The 16,511-nt window shown below is 62.1% G+C and carries 10 protein-coding genes; 8 read left to right on the plus strand and 2 right to left on the minus strand.

Translation table 11 applies throughout. From position 1 onward, the window contains the following. Window positions 1-440, minus strand: a 440-nt coding sequence (locus BST28_RS00005; RefSeq protein WP_207569994.1) for a transposase, incomplete at its 3' end; no start/stop codon positions are given. Between the two features lie 55 nt (window positions 441-495). Here BST28_RS00005 and BST28_RS00010 point away from each other — a divergent pair. From BST28_RS00010 to BST28_RS00035, 6 genes are all read left to right on the plus strand, one after another. Then, entirely contained in the window at window positions 496-1,494 is a 999-nt protein-coding gene (locus BST28_RS00010; RefSeq protein WP_133054269.1) for a hypothetical protein, read from the plus strand. A gap of 103 nt (window positions 1,495-1,597) precedes the next feature. Then, window positions 1,598-2,356 (plus strand): TnsA-like heteromeric transposase endonuclease subunit, encoded by a 759-nt coding sequence (locus BST28_RS00015; RefSeq protein WP_165758032.1) that lies wholly within the window; start codon window positions 1,598-1,600, stop codon window positions 2,354-2,356. Next, window positions 2,353-4,053 (plus strand): integrase, encoded by a 1,701-nt coding sequence (locus tag BST28_RS00020; RefSeq protein ID WP_337339081.1) that lies wholly within the window; start codon window positions 2,353-2,355, stop codon window positions 4,051-4,053. Before BST28_RS00015 ends, BST28_RS00020 begins: the two co-directional genes overlap by 4 nt. 369 nt (window positions 4,054-4,422) lie before the next feature. Beyond that, window positions 4,423-5,454 (plus strand): TniB family NTP-binding protein, encoded by a 1,032-nt coding sequence (locus BST28_RS00025; protein WP_083079316.1) that lies wholly within the window; start codon window positions 4,423-4,425, stop codon window positions 5,452-5,454. Window positions 5,455-5,463: 9 nt separating this feature from the next. Then, window positions 5,464-6,372, plus strand: a complete 909-nt coding sequence (locus tag BST28_RS00030) for a TniQ family protein (protein ID WP_083079318.1) — start codon at window positions 5,464-5,466, stop codon at window positions 6,370-6,372. Continuing rightward, window positions 6,372-6,689 carry a hypothetical protein gene (locus tag BST28_RS00035; RefSeq protein WP_083079320.1) on the plus strand — a complete coding sequence of 106 codons (318 nt, stop codon included), beginning with the start codon at window positions 6,372-6,374 and terminating at the stop codon, window positions 6,687-6,689. The genes BST28_RS00030 and BST28_RS00035 overlap by 1 nt, the downstream gene beginning before the upstream one ends. A 13-nt stretch (window positions 6,690-6,702) precedes the next feature. Here the strand turns inward: BST28_RS00035 and BST28_RS00040 are convergent, their stop codons facing one another. After that, the gene (locus tag BST28_RS00040) at window positions 6,703-10,182 is read right to left on the minus strand and encodes a DEAD/DEAH box helicase (RefSeq protein ID WP_083079321.1); all 3,480 of its coding nucleotides are present in this window, start codon (window positions 10,180-10,182) and stop codon (window positions 6,703-6,705) included. A 126-nt stretch (window positions 10,183-10,308) separates the two neighbouring features. On the opposite strand from BST28_RS00040, the gene BST28_RS00045 reads away from it, so the two are divergent. Both BST28_RS00045 and BST28_RS00050 read left to right on the plus strand, forming a co-directional pair. Next, the gene (locus BST28_RS00045) at window positions 10,309-13,719 is read left to right on the plus strand and encodes a helicase-related protein (RefSeq protein WP_083079323.1); all 3,411 of its coding nucleotides are present in this window, start codon (window positions 10,309-10,311) and stop codon (window positions 13,717-13,719) included. Continuing rightward, window positions 13,719-16,511 carry a DUF1156 domain-containing protein gene (locus BST28_RS00050; RefSeq protein WP_083079325.1) on the plus strand — a complete coding sequence of 931 codons (2,793 nt, stop codon included), beginning with the start codon at window positions 13,719-13,721 and terminating at the stop codon, window positions 16,509-16,511. Before BST28_RS00045 ends, BST28_RS00050 begins: the two co-directional genes overlap by 1 nt.

The following is a 16,511-nucleotide window of genomic DNA, read 5'->3' on the forward strand; positions in this document are numbered from 1 at the left end:
ATCTCTGTGTCCAGGCCCGCGCAGATGCGCGACACCTCCGACTTGGACACCCCCGTTTCGACGCCCATGGCGGCCACCAGGTCATCGACATTGCGGGTCGACACGCCATGCACGTAGGCCTCCATGATCACCGCGTGCAGCGCCTTGTCGATCCGGCGGCGCCGCTCGAGCAGCGACGGGAAGAACGACCCGGCCCGCAGCTTGGGGATCTGCACCTCGATGTCACCAGAAGTCGTCGACACCGTCTTGGGACGGTGCCCGTTGCGGTGCACCGTACGCCCATCGCTGCGCTGGTAGCGGCCCGCCCCGATCGCGGCGGTGGCTTCGGCCTCGATGAGCGCCTGCAGTCCGGCACGGATCAGCTCGGCGAACACCGCGCCGGTATCAGCGGACTTGAGTGCGTCGAGCTGGGCGAGCAAGGCAGAATGGTCCTGGGTCATCGCGTCGTGTCTTTCTATGAGTCACTTTGGTCGGTAACTCATTGATCACTACGCGATGGCCCACCCCACAGCCGGTACCGACACACCCCCGGCCACCTACACCCCGGCCGGCGTCACCTCCCGAAACCCCACCACGCCAGGGGACTTACCCTGGGGTCTGCGGCCCAATCCGATCCATCGCGAGAGCCGCCTCGCATTCGACGATGTGGCAGTCACACTCGAGGATGAAACGAATCTGGTTAGCTCGACGGCGCTCTATCCGACCATGAACGCGTGCGAAAATCTCGCGGCGGCGGCCGAGGTCATTGCGCTGGCACTCACACAGGGGCAAATCCGAACGTCGGCAACGGCGGCGCTGTGCCGTATTGCGATGGAATCGTCGGCCAAGACCATCTGGCTGATTTCCGAGACGGACACGGAAGAACGGATTCGCCGCTGCTACGGATTCCTCAAGGCTGAGCGTGGCCGGCAAGAAGAGTTCGAGAGGCTTGAGGCTGAGGCTCTGGCAGCACGAACAGACCCACTGGCGGAAGTCGATCTGACCAACTTTGAGAAGCGGCGCGAACGGGTGGCTGCTCGGCAGGCCAAGATCGCGGCGTTATCCGCCGAGCATATAACTGGGCCAAGTGGCGGACCGCTCAAATTGGTTGAAGGCGCGGAGATTTGGATGGACGAGCAACTGCCACGCAAGGCTGACGCCGAGTTGGACGCCGTGATGCACCCACGTAGCGCCAAGAGCTTCTACTCACTGGGCTCGGGGTTCGTTCACGGATTCAAGTGGCTGATGGGATACGTGCTCAACGACGAAGAACTCGACGACACGCCACTGCTGGCGATCACTCTCGACTCCTTTGGAAACGCAATTCGCATGACTGAGGCTGCAGTGTCGCTGTACGAGGCACAGTCGGTTGGCCCCCGTCCAGACCCCAAGCGAGCTCGCAACTATCCCGACGGTGTGGCAGACGCCGTAGAGGTACTGGCTCCGCAATATCGGTTCGCGGAGAAGAGAACGCCGACTGAGCTCGGTGAGGGCCACCGCGGCAGCGGAGCGTGACAGTGCATGGGCATCGCCGGTCATATGGATGCGGCTCTCCATATCGGGCGATTCAGGCGTGTCGGACGAGTAGTTCGCCGATCTCGGCCATACCATCAGAGACGTGCCCACCCATGGGCGCGCGGCGGCGCAGATTCGAAACAGCGAGCTGATTGATTACCGGCCCGCTGAGGGTGAACCTGTCGCTCAAATTCCGGTCGACGAGCTGTGGTCGGTGCCGTTCGAGAGATGTGCGCCGGTCCGCAAAGCCTCGACGTACAAGGGTCAGAAAAACTTCACCGGCGAGTGGTGGTGCTCGACCACAGAGTCGCACATCCCATTCGAATCGTGGGTTGAACGGGACTTTCTGATCGCGGCCGACTTCGATCCAGACATCATTGGAATATCCGTACAGCCCTTCGCTTTTCGCTTCACTTCGGTCGCAGGGAAACAGCGGCAGCACACACCTGATGTGTTCCTCCGAACCAGATCCGGCGACGGCGTCGTCGTGGATGTTCGACCAGACCGACTCGTGGACGGTGACGCACGCGAGGCATTCGAATCGACCAGTGCGCTGTGCGGGCGTACTGGGTCTGGGTGGACCTACCGCCGTGTTGGAGATCAGCCTCCGATCCGAGCCGCGAACTTGCGTTGGCTCGCCGGTTACCGGAACCCACGAAATCGACGGCAGGACGTCGTCACCAGCCTGACCTCGCTACTGGCCCACAACCCGAAGACAATCGGCGCAGCCGCCCTCGCGGCGGGCGAACCGCTATTGGTATTACCCACTCTCTATCACCTGCTCTGGACACACGAGATCGACGTCGATATCGACTCGGCACCGATCGGTGAACATACGCTGATCCGGTTGGCCACACGATGACTGCTGAGCCGGCCAGAATCGCCATCGGCGACTTTTGTCGCTACGACGGCAAGTTCTGCGAGCTGGTGGCGATCGACGGAATGATAGCGAAGCTACGTCGCGAGGACGGTCAGCTCGCAGCAGTCAAGATTGCGGACTTGTTCGCGGACAGTTCATTCGACATCCTATCCCCCAGCGTTCGTCGCCGCCCAATCCCACCCGACTACTTCTCCGCGCTGCCGAGGCGGGTCCAGGAGCGCGTCCTCTGGCTCGAGCACCACATCTCCGAAGTGGTCGACGGGATACCAGTCGGCTCACCGCCGCAGACCACTCCGCGCAACGGATACGACATTCGATCGACATCACTCGGACAGCGAGAACGCAACAAATGCTCCGAACTTGATGCCGCTGGAATGCCATTGGGCCTGAAGTACTTTCAAGAACTCCGTCGGCGTTACGAACGATCCGGCGTTGCCGGGCTGGTTGACGGCCGTCTTCACCGTAGGCGCTCGCCAACCCGTCGGGTCGATAGTCGCTACGTGGGCGTGCTGTTGGAGGTGCTGAACGAGAACGAATTGCAGTCGACGCGCACAGAGATCGCCATGAAGTGGCACGTGGACCGGCGAGTGGTCGACAAGTTCGGCGACGGAGTGAAACTACCTTCTCACACCACATTTCATCGGCTGATGAAACAGCTCCCCCAAGCGCGTCACGCCACTGGATCCGCTCGAACCCGGCAGACGAAGAACCATCAGCCGGAGGGCGTGTTCGGTAAGGTCGTCGCGAGCCGTCCCGGGGAGTGGATGCAAATCGACACCACGCCGTTCGATGTCGGCATCCGGCTCGATGAGTCGGTGAGGGGTCGGGTGGAGCTGACGGGCCTCGTCGACGCTGCGACGCGCACAATCGTCGCGGCGGTTCTCCGACCTACGACGAAGGCCGTAGACGCATCCCTTCTTGTCGCGAAATCGATGACGCCGGAACCGATGCGGCCAGGATGGATCGATGCCGTCCGAATGTCGAACTCGGTCCTGCCCTACCACGCGATGCGGTCTGTCGATGACAGACTCGAGCACGCTGCTGCCCGCCCCGTCATCGTTCCCGAGAACATCGTGTACGACAACGGCGCCGTCTATCTGTCGAGCACTTTCCGCTCCGCATGCCGATCGCTCGGGATCAGCATGCAGCCTGCGCACAAGGACGAGCCCACCGATAAGCCGATCGTCGAACGCACCCTGGGATCGGTCAAAACCCTCTTCGCACAATACGTCACGGGCTACCTCGGATCATCGGTCGAGAACCGAGGCAAGAACGCCGAGCAGAATGCAGTTTTCTCACTGCAAGAGCTTCAGGATCTGCTGGACGAATGGATCGTCGTCGCCTGGCAGAACAGACCCCACGATGGACTTCGGGACCCCTTGAACCCGCAACGAAAGCTGACCCCGAACGAGAAGTACGCGTCCATGCTCGCCGTCAGCGGATACATCCCCGCGCCGTTGACCTCCGACCAATACATCGCGCTCCTACCCAGCCTGTACCGGACGGTGACAGCCGCAGGCATCACCATCGACTACCGGACCTACGACAGCGACGACTTGGACGCTGCGCGGGGTGAGATCTCCGGGTACCCGGCAAGGGCACGCAGTGGCAGGTCCACTACGACCCCTACGACGTCAGTCGCATCTGGGTTCGCAACCACCACGGCGAGGGCTACCTGATGGCCTGCTGGACGCAGCTCCACACCGCACCGCAGCCGTTTGGGTCGTCACTGTGGGAGCATGCACGTCAACTCGAGACAAGTCGAGGAGAGCGACGAACCTCGCAAGAGGCGATCACGGCCGCAGTCGAGGACCTCTTGGGACGTGCGTCCGTGGCACCTGAGCCGCCGACTCGGCGTCGCCGCACCGCAAAGGACCGCCGAGCCATCGCCCGGACGCGGGCGGCGGCGGAACTACCACCCACAGTGCCGCCAGCAGCGAACCAGCCTACGGCTCCGCTGTCCCCGGAGGAAGACGACGATATCGCCGACGTGATCCCATTACCCGTATTCGACGCCGAGAAGGATTCCGACACATGGTGATTCGAAGATGACCGTCGATGAGCAGACGGCCGAGCCCGACCTCGACCCCCGTCAGCTGCCGTCAGTAACGCTTGATGGTTGGCGCAGATTCGTCGACGCCCGACCCGCAATATTTGACCTACCCGATCACGATTACTACAGCACGCTCACCGGTGCGGAGAAGCTCGCCTTCGATGACCGACGCATGGCCTACCACTCGGAGTTGGTCATCATCGAGACTTCAACGGTCCGCCACATCACCCGCCAGGGCCGGCTGCTGACTCTGCTCAATCAACGTGAATGCGGCGCCCGCCGATCCATGATCGTGTCAGGGCCGTGGGCGAGCGGGAAGACCACTACCATCAAGTTGCTCGGAAAGATCCACGAGCAAAACGTACGCCGCCGGTATCCCGGCCAGGACCGGATACCTGTCGTCTACATCACGACACCGCCGAAAGGCTCGCCCCGCAAGCTGGCTTCAGAGTTCGCCAACTTCCTCGGACTTCCTACGCGGCAACGTCACAACACCACAGACATCGCCGATGCCGTGTGCCACGTGCTCACCGAGGCCCGGACCGAACTCGTCATTGTCGACGAGATCCACAACCTCAACCTTGCCAGTGCCGCCGGCGAGGACATGTCCGATCATCTGAAGTACTTCAGCGAGCACATGCCCGCCACATTCGTCTACGCGGGCATCAATGTGGAGCGCTCCGGGCTGTTCACCGGAGTCCGCGGCCGGCAGATCTCAGGACGGTCCGTTCTGATCAAGACGGGCAACTTTCCATTCAACGACGAATGGAAATCGCTTGTCGCATCAATGGAGTCAGCATTGCGCCTGTACAAGCACCGAGACGGCACACTGACACGCAACTCGAAATACCTACACCAACGAACGGGTGGGTCGATCAGCAGTCTGAGTCATCTCATCCGAGTCGCGGCGATCACGGCCATCCTCAGCGGAGACGACGCGATCACGCGTGAGGCACTCGACGCAGCCATCATCGACCACGCAGCGGAGGCCGCAACCAGCCACCCAATCGCCCCCAAGGCCGGGTAGGTCACGATCATGACAACGCTCACGTCCAGCATCGGCAACCCAACACTTCCCCGTCCGGTGAGGCCCCTGCCGAACGAAGTGCTTGCCGAATACCTCGCCCGTCTGGCGACAGCGAACGGCATCAGCCGTGCTCGCCTGGAAGCACTGCTGACCCGCCGGGGGCCAACGATGCGAGCCGCTCTGGCCACTTGCGTGTCGATGAGCGATCGTGCCCTCGCCTTCGCGCTGCCCGAACTGCGAATTGCGGGCGATAACGACGCCTATCCTGAGTTGTTGCAGCGCGAAGTGGAATCGGTCGGGCCCGGATGTCCGCTGTGCGCGTCCAGGCACGGGCAACGAATTTCCTTCCCGCAGGTGTGGTCCACCCACGACAGCGTGGTGTGCGTCCACCACAGCATGTGGCTCAACGGCACGGCCTTTCGTGCCGACCCAACCCGCCCGATCGTCAAAATCGTTGGCGCCTCACGTGCCGATATTCTGCTTGCTCACCGGCGGCATCAACGTCTCATCCGCCAATATGGCCGGCCCGCGATTCTGCAATCTGTCACCGACGCCTACGACATCGTGGAGCAGTGGAACTACTGGCGACCGCTGGAAGCGGTCGGATTCCGACTCGTCGAACTTCAACCCGATGAAGCTCAACGAGGCGCGGGCAGTGCGAGCCGCAACGCGGCCATGTATCCCGAGATCATTCGGCTGGCCACCGTGCTCAGCGACTCGGCGTGGCGCAGGCGGCTGCTCGCGAAAGACAGAGCAAGACGCGGCAAGGCCATGCTCGACCTTTTTGAACTCGTCCTGGATGGCGACGCACCCTACCGTGCCGCGGATCCGATCTACGAATGGAGGCTGCGTCAACTGGCGGCAGCGGATGTCAAGAAGCTCGGGCGCAAGGGCAATCAAGAGAACACGAGGGGATAATGATGACGACAGTCGATCAAGTTGGACCTGCGCTGCCCCACGGCGCAGCAGGATGCACCGACTGGCAGCCGGATGGCGACGAGGTATACAGGATCGTCTATACCAACGAGGAAAGCGTCGAGGGTTACGACGTCGGCGTACACCTGTCCGCCATTCAACACCCCAACGGAGAACTCAGCTCTCATGACTTCGTCGAGATCTACCTTGACATCGCTGGCAATGGTCCGCTGTCCGCGGAACAATCACGAGCGCTGGCACGGATTCTGCTCGACGCCGCTACCCGCGCCGAGCACTGGGAGGTGCTGCAGGCGCGCTGAGATTTCAAGGTAGTCAAGCACACTCGCCGGCATGGATCGTAAAGCACGAGGGGCACACGGCGTCTCCTGAGCGTGTGCCAGCGGACTTCTGATCTATGCGCTGGGCCGCAAGCACCGCTTTCTGAAGCTCGTTCATGACTTGCCTGTTGCGGAGCAGTCTGCCCACCCGTTCCACAAGTTCGCCAGCCGATAGCGATTGGCCGGCGGACACGGTGAGGCAGTACTGCTGCACCTCCCTCGGAGGCACAATATCGATGGTCCGCGGGCCGAGTTCACGCGCGACGGTTGATGACTGGTTCCGCAGTCTGAAAGTCCGTGGTTTGTTGCCGGACTGATTCATTGGGTTTTCCGAGACGATGCGCTGCTGCCGCTCGGCAGCTGAAATAGCCCGATTGAGCAGCCGCGAGAACTCATCGTGAGACTCTCGGCCCGTCGCGCACTTTCGGTAGACCTGGTGCAGACGCCACCCAGTCAGAGGGCCTTCTGCACCCACGATGCGGACGATGTTGTCGATGATGCGGTCGGCTGGTGTCTGCGAGATCGGTGATAAGGGCTCAGAGAAAACGGGATACGCCTGCAGCGCGGGAGGTGCAGAGCTGGAGGGCTGCGGCCGCGCATCGCTGGTTGGAACCGGTGATTGATGGCGTTCTGGAACCACGGGACACGGTCGGTCCTGGAGGCTCTCCGAACGAGTCGAGTTCTGCACTGGCGGTACAGGTCTCACAGCGTGGTGACGAGTCGCTGGTGCAGTCGGTCTGACAGATTCCGTCGTGGTCGTTGCCGGTCGAGATACGGTCGGCTTCTCAGTCGCGGGCGACGTCTTCGGTGGCTCACTTGGCGCTGTCGAGGGCGCGGTCTTCACCGATTGACCGAAAAGCCGCTCGCGTTCGGCAGCGATGATGTCGCGTGCGAGTTCGGCCTCTGTGACGTCGTAGGCTTCCGGAGCGCTTGCAGCGGTTTCGCTTTCGCGGGCAAAGCTCTCGAAGAGTTCCTTCTTGGTGGCCAGGATCTCACGGAGTCTCTGATCGACTCCTTCGTCGGACAGAAGTCGGTGGACTTGAACGGATTCGAGCTGGCCCATGCGGTGCGCCCGTGCGATGGCTTGCCACTCGGTGGTCGGTTTGAGCTGCGGTTCGCAGATCACAACCACCGAGGCCGCCTGAATGTTGAGACCCACTCCGCCAGCGACGATTTGGGCGACCAGCACGGCGCCCTTGTTGGCAGCGGAGAAGTCGTCGACCATTACCTGGCGTTGGCTGGCGGCGACCGAGCCGGTCAGTGGTCCAAAGACCCGGCCCGGCATATGCCGTGCAACGTCGCTCAAAATGTCGAGGAAGTGCGAAAAGACGACGACGCGGCGGCCGTTGGCCTCTGCCTCTTGAACGATCTCGACCAGGCGTTGCATCTTGGTCGATTTGATTCCCTGCTTCATCGTGGCCTGGCGCATCGCCATGAAGTTGCGTTGCTTCACGGCGGAGCGGTACGCCGTGGCGTCGTCGCCCGACATCGGCATCCACTCATCGACCTCAACCAGTTCGGGAAGCTCGGTGAGGACATCTTCTTGGTTGCGGCGTAGGTATGCCGGCGCTACCTGGCGGCGGAACTTCTTCGGCGCGAATTCGTTCGCATCCAACACGAGGTCCGGGCGGAGGTAACCGACGAGGTTGCGGAACTCGTCAAGTCGATTCTCCAGTGGCGTGCCGGTGAGCAGAATCGCCCGTTCACACGAGCCGATGAGCTGCGCGGTTCGTTGCGTGCGAAGGGCGTCGGGATTCTTGATGTAGTGCGCTTCGTCGACGACCACGCAACTGAGCGCCGGGATCGACACCTCATCGTTGAGCCATCGCAGCGTATCAAAGGTCGTGACGCCCACGCCGCCGTTGCGTTGCCAGTTCTTCGCCGCCCATTGCCGGTCGGGGCCGTGCAGACGGTGTGCGGGCAGTTTCGACTTCGCGCTGACCTCGCGAACCCAGTTGGTCACCACGGCGGCGGGGCACACGACCAGGAAGTTGTTGTCGCCCTTTGCTCGCAGGTGCGCCAGCGTGGCGATGGCCTCGACGGTCTTGCCCAGGCCCATCTCGTCTCCGATGATGACCTTGCGCTGGACCAGTGCGAAACGTGCCGCAAAGCTCTGGTAGCCGCGTAGCGATGCAGTGAGGTAGTCGCCCTTCAACTCGAAATTACGTACTGCTTCGATGATTTCGGTAGGCAGGTCACCGTGAGTTTTCTCGTCGTCCTCGGTGATGAATCCCAGTTCAGCCAGTAGTGCGAAGTAGTCGGCTGGCCGGGTGAGGAAGTCTTCCCAGGGGTCGCCGGTTGTTGCGGCGTCTTGGGCGTCGGCGATCGCTCGGGCTGCTCGGGCGACTATCTGAACGGCGTCCCGGAAGTCCGCGACGGTCGACAAGGCGGTGGGGATGACGATGGCGTGGGTGACCGTGTTGTCGATGACTGCTGCGACGGGTGCCAACTCTTCGACGATTGCCATGTCCGGCGACGAAGCGGTGGCCCTACGCGCCGCGTCCCACCCGCGCAGGTGGCGAAGGAAGTCGGTGTGCTCCGGCGTGCGGTTCTTGATGTCGATGCGCATCGGCATCTCGTCGTAGGTGTTCTGCCGCAGCGTCCGAGCGGCTGCGCGAATGCGGGTTGCGGAGGTTTCCCCGATGCCGTCGAAGTGCTCGAGAATGCCTTCGTTAGCCAAGACAGCGAGGACAGTGGTGATGCCGTTGTCGGTTAGAGCGCCGATGCGGATCTTGTCGCGGGTGGCTTCGCGTAGCCGTTCCACGGACATGTCGGCTAGCATGCGATCGGTCTCTTTGGCGCGGACGGCGTTTCCCGCGTCGACGGCGGCTTTGCGCAGCTTGGACTCTTCAGTAGCCGCGCGGCGGATGACGGCGGTGGCGTTCGGGAGGATCGCGAAGGTCGTCGAGTCGACCAGCTCGGCAGTTTGGCCGTGGTCGGGTAGCTGCTGTTTGAAGCCCACCCAGTCGGCCAGCACGTCGCGGACAGTGAGGGCGCGGATCCGGGGATCATCGACCGGCTTGGCCTGGTCGATTGCCTGTCCAACACCGCTAGTCAGGAACCACCGTCTGTAGTCGGTGAGGAACTGCGCCGCTTGGTTGGCTTTGTCGCGGGTTCCGCCGAACAGCAGCAGGCGGCCGAACCCGGTGACTTTCCTCAGGTCCTCAGTGGCCGCAGCGACTTCGGTGGTGAGCCGGTCGAGTTCTCGCTGGACGTCCGGATGAACAGGCGGGAGGCAGGATGCCCTGGCCATGGTGTGGACGAGCGCCTGATCGTCGGCGCTTAGCGGGATGACGTGCCAGAGGTAGCGGTTGTTGCGCTGTGCCTTCGCGGTGCGTGCTCGTAGCGCGGCGGATTGGGTGGCGGCCGTGCTAGCAATCTCATGGCGTGCGACTGCCACAGCCTTGGCCGCGTCTACCCAGCCTCGTACTTCATCACCAATCGCCGCTGTTGACGGCTGTGCGTCGCTGCTCATGGTCCCCGTTGATCGACTTGTTTCCTGCGGGAGATTAGCGGACCTAGCGACGATTCGCGGACTACCCCGGATATTGTCGGGGAGGTCGACTAGCGTGGGTCAGCTATCTACCGGGGAGGACAAACAGTGCTGCTGGAAGAGTTGAAGCCTGGCCTGCGCATCGACGGGTTGATCCCGGCGCAGGTGATCACGGTGATCTTTGCCCAGTGGCACGGCACCGACGCTTTGGAGCTGACCTATAAGACCAACGACGGTGCGCTCGGCCAGCAGGTGGTGTTCCGCAAGGACCAGGACAACCTCACCGTCGCCCAGACCGGAAGCCGGGCGCTCGATGCCAACGCCACCGACTTCAAGATGGTCGCCGAGGCCCAACGGATCACCCTGGCCGGATTGTTCGACCCGATGTTGGCCGTGGCCACCAGCGACGTCAGGCCGCTCCCCCATCAGATCAGGGCCGTCTATGGCGAGCTTCTCCCCCGAACTCCACTGAGATTTCTGCTCGCCGACGACCCCGGCGCCGGTAAGACCATCATGGCCGGCCTGTACATCAAAGAGCTACTGTTGCGCGACGACGTGCGCCAATGCCTGATCGTCGCCCCCGGCGGTCTGGTGGAGCAGTGGCAGGACGAACTGTTCTTCAAGTTCGGGCTGCGCTTCGACCTGCTGACCAACCAGCTCATCGACGCCAACGTCAACCTCAACGTCTTCGAAAGCAACCCACTGCTGATCGCACGAATGGACCAGCTGTCGCGCAACGAGGAGCTCCAGGCCCAGCTCAAGGAGACCGAGTGGGACCTGATCATCGTCGACGAAGCCCACCGCATGGGCGCCCACTACTTCGGGGGCAAGCTGGAGAAGACCAAGCGCTTCCTGCTCGGAGAGATGCTCGGCCGAATCACCCGGCACCTGTTGCTGATGACCGCCACGCCGCACTCCGGCAAGGAAGAGGACTTCCAGCTCTTCCTCACCCTGCTGGACCGCGACCGGTTCGAAGGCAAGCAGACCAAGACCGCTAACACTGACGGCATCATGCGCCGTATGGTCAAAGAAGACCTGCTGACCTTTGACGGGAAGAAGCTCTTTCCGGAGCGCCGCGCCGAGACCGTGCCCTACGAGCTAACCGAGCTGGAGTACTCGCTTTACGAGCAGGTCACCGCCTACGTCCGCGAGGGCATGAATCGTGCCGACCGGGTGGGCGGCAAACGCAAGAACACCGTCGGCTTCGCACTGACCGTGCTGCAGCGTCGCCTGGCATCTAGCCCCGAGGCCATCTACAAGAGCCTCGTGCGCCGTACCGAACGGCTCGAGCGCAAGAAGCTCGAAATTCTCAACGGCACCTACACCGACAGGGAGCCGACCGTCGACGTCGAAGGACTCGATGCCGATGACTACAGCTCCGAGCAGATCGAGGAGCTCGAAGAGGAGCTGCTCGACGCCGCCACCGCCGCGCAGACAGTCGAGGAACTTGATGCCGAACTGCTCGAACTGGCCGAGCTGACGACGGTCGCCAAGCAGGTTCGCGATTCCGGCACCGACCGCAAGTGGACCGAGTTGAGCCGCATCCTCCAGGACGAGGCGCTGACCGTCGATGCGAATGGCTGGCCGCGCAAGCTGATCATCTTCACTGAGCACCGCGACACCCTCGACTACCTGGCCGGTCGCATCCGGACGCTAATCGGCAAGCCCAACGCCGTGCAGGCGATCCACGGCGGAGTGCGCCGCAGAGAGCGGCGCATGATCACCGAGGAGTTCACCAAGAACAGGGACTGCCAGATCCTGCTGGCCACGGATGCCGCCGGCGAAGGCCTGAACCTGCAAGCTGCCCACCTCATGGTCAACTACGACCTGCCGTGGAACCCTAACCGGATCGAGCAGCGCTTCGGTCGTATCCACCGCATCGGCCAGGAAGAGGTCTGCCGCCTATGGAACATCGTCGCCAGCAATACCCGCGAAGGTGACGTCTTTGTCCGGCTGCTTGCCAAGATTGAGGAACAGCGGAAAGCCTATGGCGGCAAGGTCTTCGACGTCCTCGGTGAGGCATTCTCAGAGACTCCTCTGCGAGAACTGCTTCTGGACGCGATCCGGTATGGCGAACTTCCCGAAGTCCGCGCCAAGATGCACGAAGTCATCGACCACAAGGTGTCCGACGGGCTCAAGGAGTTGCTAGACGAACGCGCGCTGGCGTCGGACCATCTCGCCGATGCCGACCTCGCCAAGCTTCGCGCCGCTATGGACGAGGCCCGCGCACGCCGACTCCAGCCGCACTACATCGAGCTGGCATTCAAGGCGGCGTTCACCCGACTCGGTGGTCGCATCGCCAAACGCGAGCGAGGTCGCTACGAAATCGCCAACGTGCCAGCACAAATCAGAGCCAGCAAGTACCAGCCGATCGCGACAAAGTATGACCGCGTCACCTTCGACCTTGAACATGTGCACTCCGAAGAGCTGGCACGCGCCGACCTGCTCGCACCGGGGCACCCGCTGCACGACGCAGTGATGGACGAAGCGATACGACACTTTGGCGGCAGCCTAAACAGCGGCACCGTGCTGGTGTCAGCGACGCTGGAGGAACCTCACCTGCTCGTCGGTGTTGTCGAAGAGGTCGCCGATGCCACCGGTGCTGCGGTGTCCCGACGTTTCGGCTACGCCTATGTCGACAGCCTCGGCACCGTAACGCCTGCAGGGCCGGCACCCTATCTCGATTGCGTCGCCGCACCCGACACGCCAGCCGTCGCCGCAGCACGCCAACTCCCCTGGCTGGCCGACGCCGAAGACCGCGCCAACAGCTGGATTATCACGACCCAACTCCCCGAGTATCTGGCCGAGGTTCAACCGCGTCGTTCCGCAGAGCTCGCCAAATGCCGCGATCTGGTAGTGAAACGCCTTGAAGGAGAACGTGACCGAATGCTTCTAGATGCCGCGGTGGCTGCCGAGAAGGAGCAGGCCGGCGAAAAGCCGAAAGAGTCCGCCGAAAGCCTCAACCGCAAGGCGGTCGAGCTCGACGCTCGCCTACGCAATCGTCTTGACCTGCTCGACAAGCAGGCACTGATGTCGACCAAGCCCCCGCGTATCGTCACCGCAGCACTCATATTGCCCGTAGCGATGGTTGACGGTGAACTTCCCGCGTCGGCGCCGATTCATGCCAAGGAGACCAAAGAGGTCGAACGCCGCGGCGTCGACCTGGTGATGGCGACGGAACGGACGCTGGGCCGGAAGCCAGTCGAACAGTCCTTCAACAACAAAGGATTCGACATCGTGTCCACAGACGCAAGCGGCGACACCTACCGCATCGAGGTCAAAGCTCGGCTGGATGGCGCCACAGACTTCTTCGTCACGCATAACGAAGTCATGGTTGGCAAGAACGCGGCACCGCGCTACCGGCTGGCTTTGGTCAAGGTCGATCCGCGAGGGACGGCCCACGACGAAGTTCGCTACCTCGATAACCCATTCTCCTCAACGGATCTCGGCGACTTCGACGCCACTGGCGTCCGTGGCGACTGGACGAAGATGTGGAACAAGGGAGTGAATCCATTCTGATGACTGACGGCGACGTGGCGGCCCAGCCGGTCCGCAAACGGAAACTGATCGAGGTGTCGCTGCCGCTGGAAGCGATCAACCGGGAGGCGGCGTACGAGAAGGTTCCAGCAATCCGCCCGCATCCACGCACTTTGCATTTGTGGTGGGCGCGGCGACCGCACGTGGCGGCAAGGGCCGTGCTGTTTGCTCAGCTTGTTGATGACCCGAGCGCCCGGCCGGATGAATTCCCAACTGACGAACTCCAACGCAAGGAGCGCGACCGTCTGCATGACCTGATCCAGCGGCTCGCCGTTTGGACCAACTCGTGGGATGAGTCGCTCTTCGCTGAGGCCCACGCTGAGATTCTCAAGTCGACTGGCGGCACCCCACCCACCATCCTTGACCCATTTGCTGGCGGCGGGACTATTCCGCTTGAGGCGCAACGTCTCGGCCTAGACGCGCTAGCGAGCGACCTCAACCCTGTGGCAGTGCTGATTAATAAGGCATTGATCGAGATCCCTCCAAGATTTAAGAACCAACCGCCGGTATTCCCAGGTCTAGCTGATTCACAGATTCGGGACTGGCGAGGAGCCGAAGGTTTGGCGGCCGATGTGCGCGCATACGGAAAGTGGATGCACGACGAGGCGGAAAAGAGAATCGGGCATTTGTACCCGAAGGCGGTCCTTTCCGATCGGTCCGAGGCCACAGTGATCGCGTGGATATGGGCGAGGACCGTCACCTGCCCCAACCCAGCGTGCGGAGTGGAGATGCCTCTGGTTGGAAACTTTTGGCTGAGTAGGCGAAAGGGCAAAGAGGCATTTCTTGTGCCCACGGTTGTCCGCGATCCAAGCAGCCCGGCCGGTGTTCGTATCGACTTCAGTGTCGGACAGGCACCGGACCATCCACCAAGCCGAGTAGCAGAAGGGACCGTTGGTCGAAGTGGAGCCGTATGCCTTGCGTGTGCGGCAGCCGTACCTCTAGCTTACATTCGTGACCGTGGCCGAGCCAATGAATTTGGGGTGCGGTTAATCGCTGTCGTCGCGGAAGGCAGCCGTCAGCGCGTCTATCTACCGTCTTCAGCTATGCACGAGAGCGCAGCCGAGGTCCCTACGCCTGAGGAATCGGTGAGCGGCTCGCTGGGTTACTACCCGCGTGATCTAAAGGCACCTACTTATGGCCTCACCGAGTTCACAGACCTCTTCACAAATCGCCAGCTCGTGGCCCTCACTACCTTCAGCGACCTGGTTGCCGAAGCGCGCGAGCTCGTCGAAGCCGACGGTGGGACGCGTGATTACGCCGATGCCGTCGCGACTTACCTCGGACTTGCCGTGAGCCGCACCGCCGATCGTTCGTCGACAATCGCAAGCTGGGATTCGTCGCTGGGCAAGGTACGCAACACATTCGGTCGGCAGGCGATCCCTATGACGTGGGACTTCGCGGAAGTCAACCTTTTCTCGTCGTCAACCGGTAATTTCCTCAGCCAGTTCGATTGGGTCGCTGATGCTTTCGAGAGGGGGCCGACTCAGGCTCGTGGAATTGCTGCGCAGGTCGACGCGACGAGCGGCCAGTACGAGGGGGTCGTGATTTCTACGGATCCGCCGTATTACGACAACATCGGCTACTCCGATCTATCCGACTTTTTCTACATCTGGCTTCGTCGCTCACTTCGCGCCGTCCACCCGCAGCTGCTCTCGACCATGCTGGTTCCCAAGGCAGAGGAACTAGTCGCCAACCCATACCGCCACGACGGCAATCAGGGTGCGCGCGAGTTCTTCGAGGAAGGGTTCCGCCGCGTGTTTGCCCGAGCACGCGCCAGCGCGTCGCCTGACTACCCGATCACTGTCTACTACGCCTTCAAGCAGAGTGAAACGACGTCGGGCGGAGAGTCCTCGACTGGGTGGGAAACCCTTCTTGAGGGAATGATCCACTCAGGTTGGGAAATTACTTCGACGTGGCCACTCCGGAGCGAGCAGGGCTACCGGATGATTGCGAGCGGCTCCAATGCACTCGCTTCATCGATTGTACTTTCGCTTCGTCCGCGGCCAGAAGGATCTCCGACAACTGATCGTCGTGGGCTAATTGCGGCGCTCGAGTCCGAGCTACCTGACGCGCTGCGGAAGCTACAACAAGGTCCGATCGCACCGGTGGACCTACCCCAAGCAGCCATCGGACCGGGGATGGCGGTTTTCAGTCGCTACAGTGCGGTCCTGGAACCGAATGGTTCAAGGATGACTGTTCGATCGGCGCTGTCCCGGATCAACGAGATCCTCGATCAAGTGCTCAACGAACAAGAAGGCGATTTCGACCCAACGACACGATTCGCGATCGCCTGGTATCGCCAACATGGCTACGGCGCTGGGTTATTTGGAGATGCGAACAATCTGGCCAACGCCCGAAACACAGCTGTTGATGCGATGGACCGCGGCGGCATTCTGACCAGTCGCGCCGGCCGCGTCCAACTCATCAAGCCCTCGGATCTGACTGTGGATTACGACATCCTCGCCGACCTACACACCAGCAACTGGGAAGTATTGCACCACCTGATCAACACAACCGAAGGAGAAGGCATCGCTGCGGCCGGCGAGTTCATGCGCGTCGCACTGACACGCCCTGATGGTGCGGTCGACGCCGACCTCATCAAAGAGCTCGCGCACCTCTTGTTCCGCATCTCGGAGAGCAACGGCTGGACCAAGGACGCCATCAGTTTCAACAACTTGGTCACTAGCTGGCCGGAGATTCTCGATGCCGCGCGAGCTGAGTCGCCCGTGAGAAATCCGCAAAGCGCCTTCGACTTCGACGAAGAGAGTGACTGA

The sequence above is a fragment of the Mycolicibacter kumamotonensis genome (assembly GCF_002086285.1).
In the GTDB taxonomy this organism is placed as follows: Bacteria; Actinomycetota; Actinomycetes; order Mycobacteriales; family Mycobacteriaceae; genus Mycobacterium; species Mycobacterium kumamotonense.

Bases quoted from the DNA above. Each gene is read 5' to 3' on its own strand.
- BST28_RS00010 (WP_133054269.1), top strand. From the start codon at position 496: ATGGCCCACCCCACAGCCGGTACCGACACACCCCCGGCCACCTACACC.
- BST28_RS00020 (WP_337339081.1), top strand. From the start codon at position 2,353: ATGACTGCTGAGCCGGCCAGAATCGCCATCGGCGACTTTTGTCGCTAC.
- BST28_RS00025 (WP_083079316.1), top strand. From the start codon at position 4,423: ATGACCGTCGATGAGCAGACGGCCGAGCCCGACCTCGACCCCCGTCAG.
- BST28_RS00030 (WP_083079318.1), top strand. From the start codon at position 5,464: ATGACAACGCTCACGTCCAGCATCGGCAACCCAACACTTCCCCGTCCG.
- BST28_RS00035 (WP_083079320.1), top strand. From the start codon at position 6,372: ATGATGACGACAGTCGATCAAGTTGGACCTGCGCTGCCCCACGGCGCA.
- BST28_RS00040 (WP_083079321.1), bottom strand. From the start codon at position 10,182: ATGAGCAGCGACGCACAGCCGTCAACAGCGGCGATTGGTGATGAAGTA.
- BST28_RS00050 (WP_083079325.1), top strand. From the start codon at position 13,719: ATGACTGACGGCGACGTGGCGGCCCAGCCGGTCCGCAAACGGAAACTG.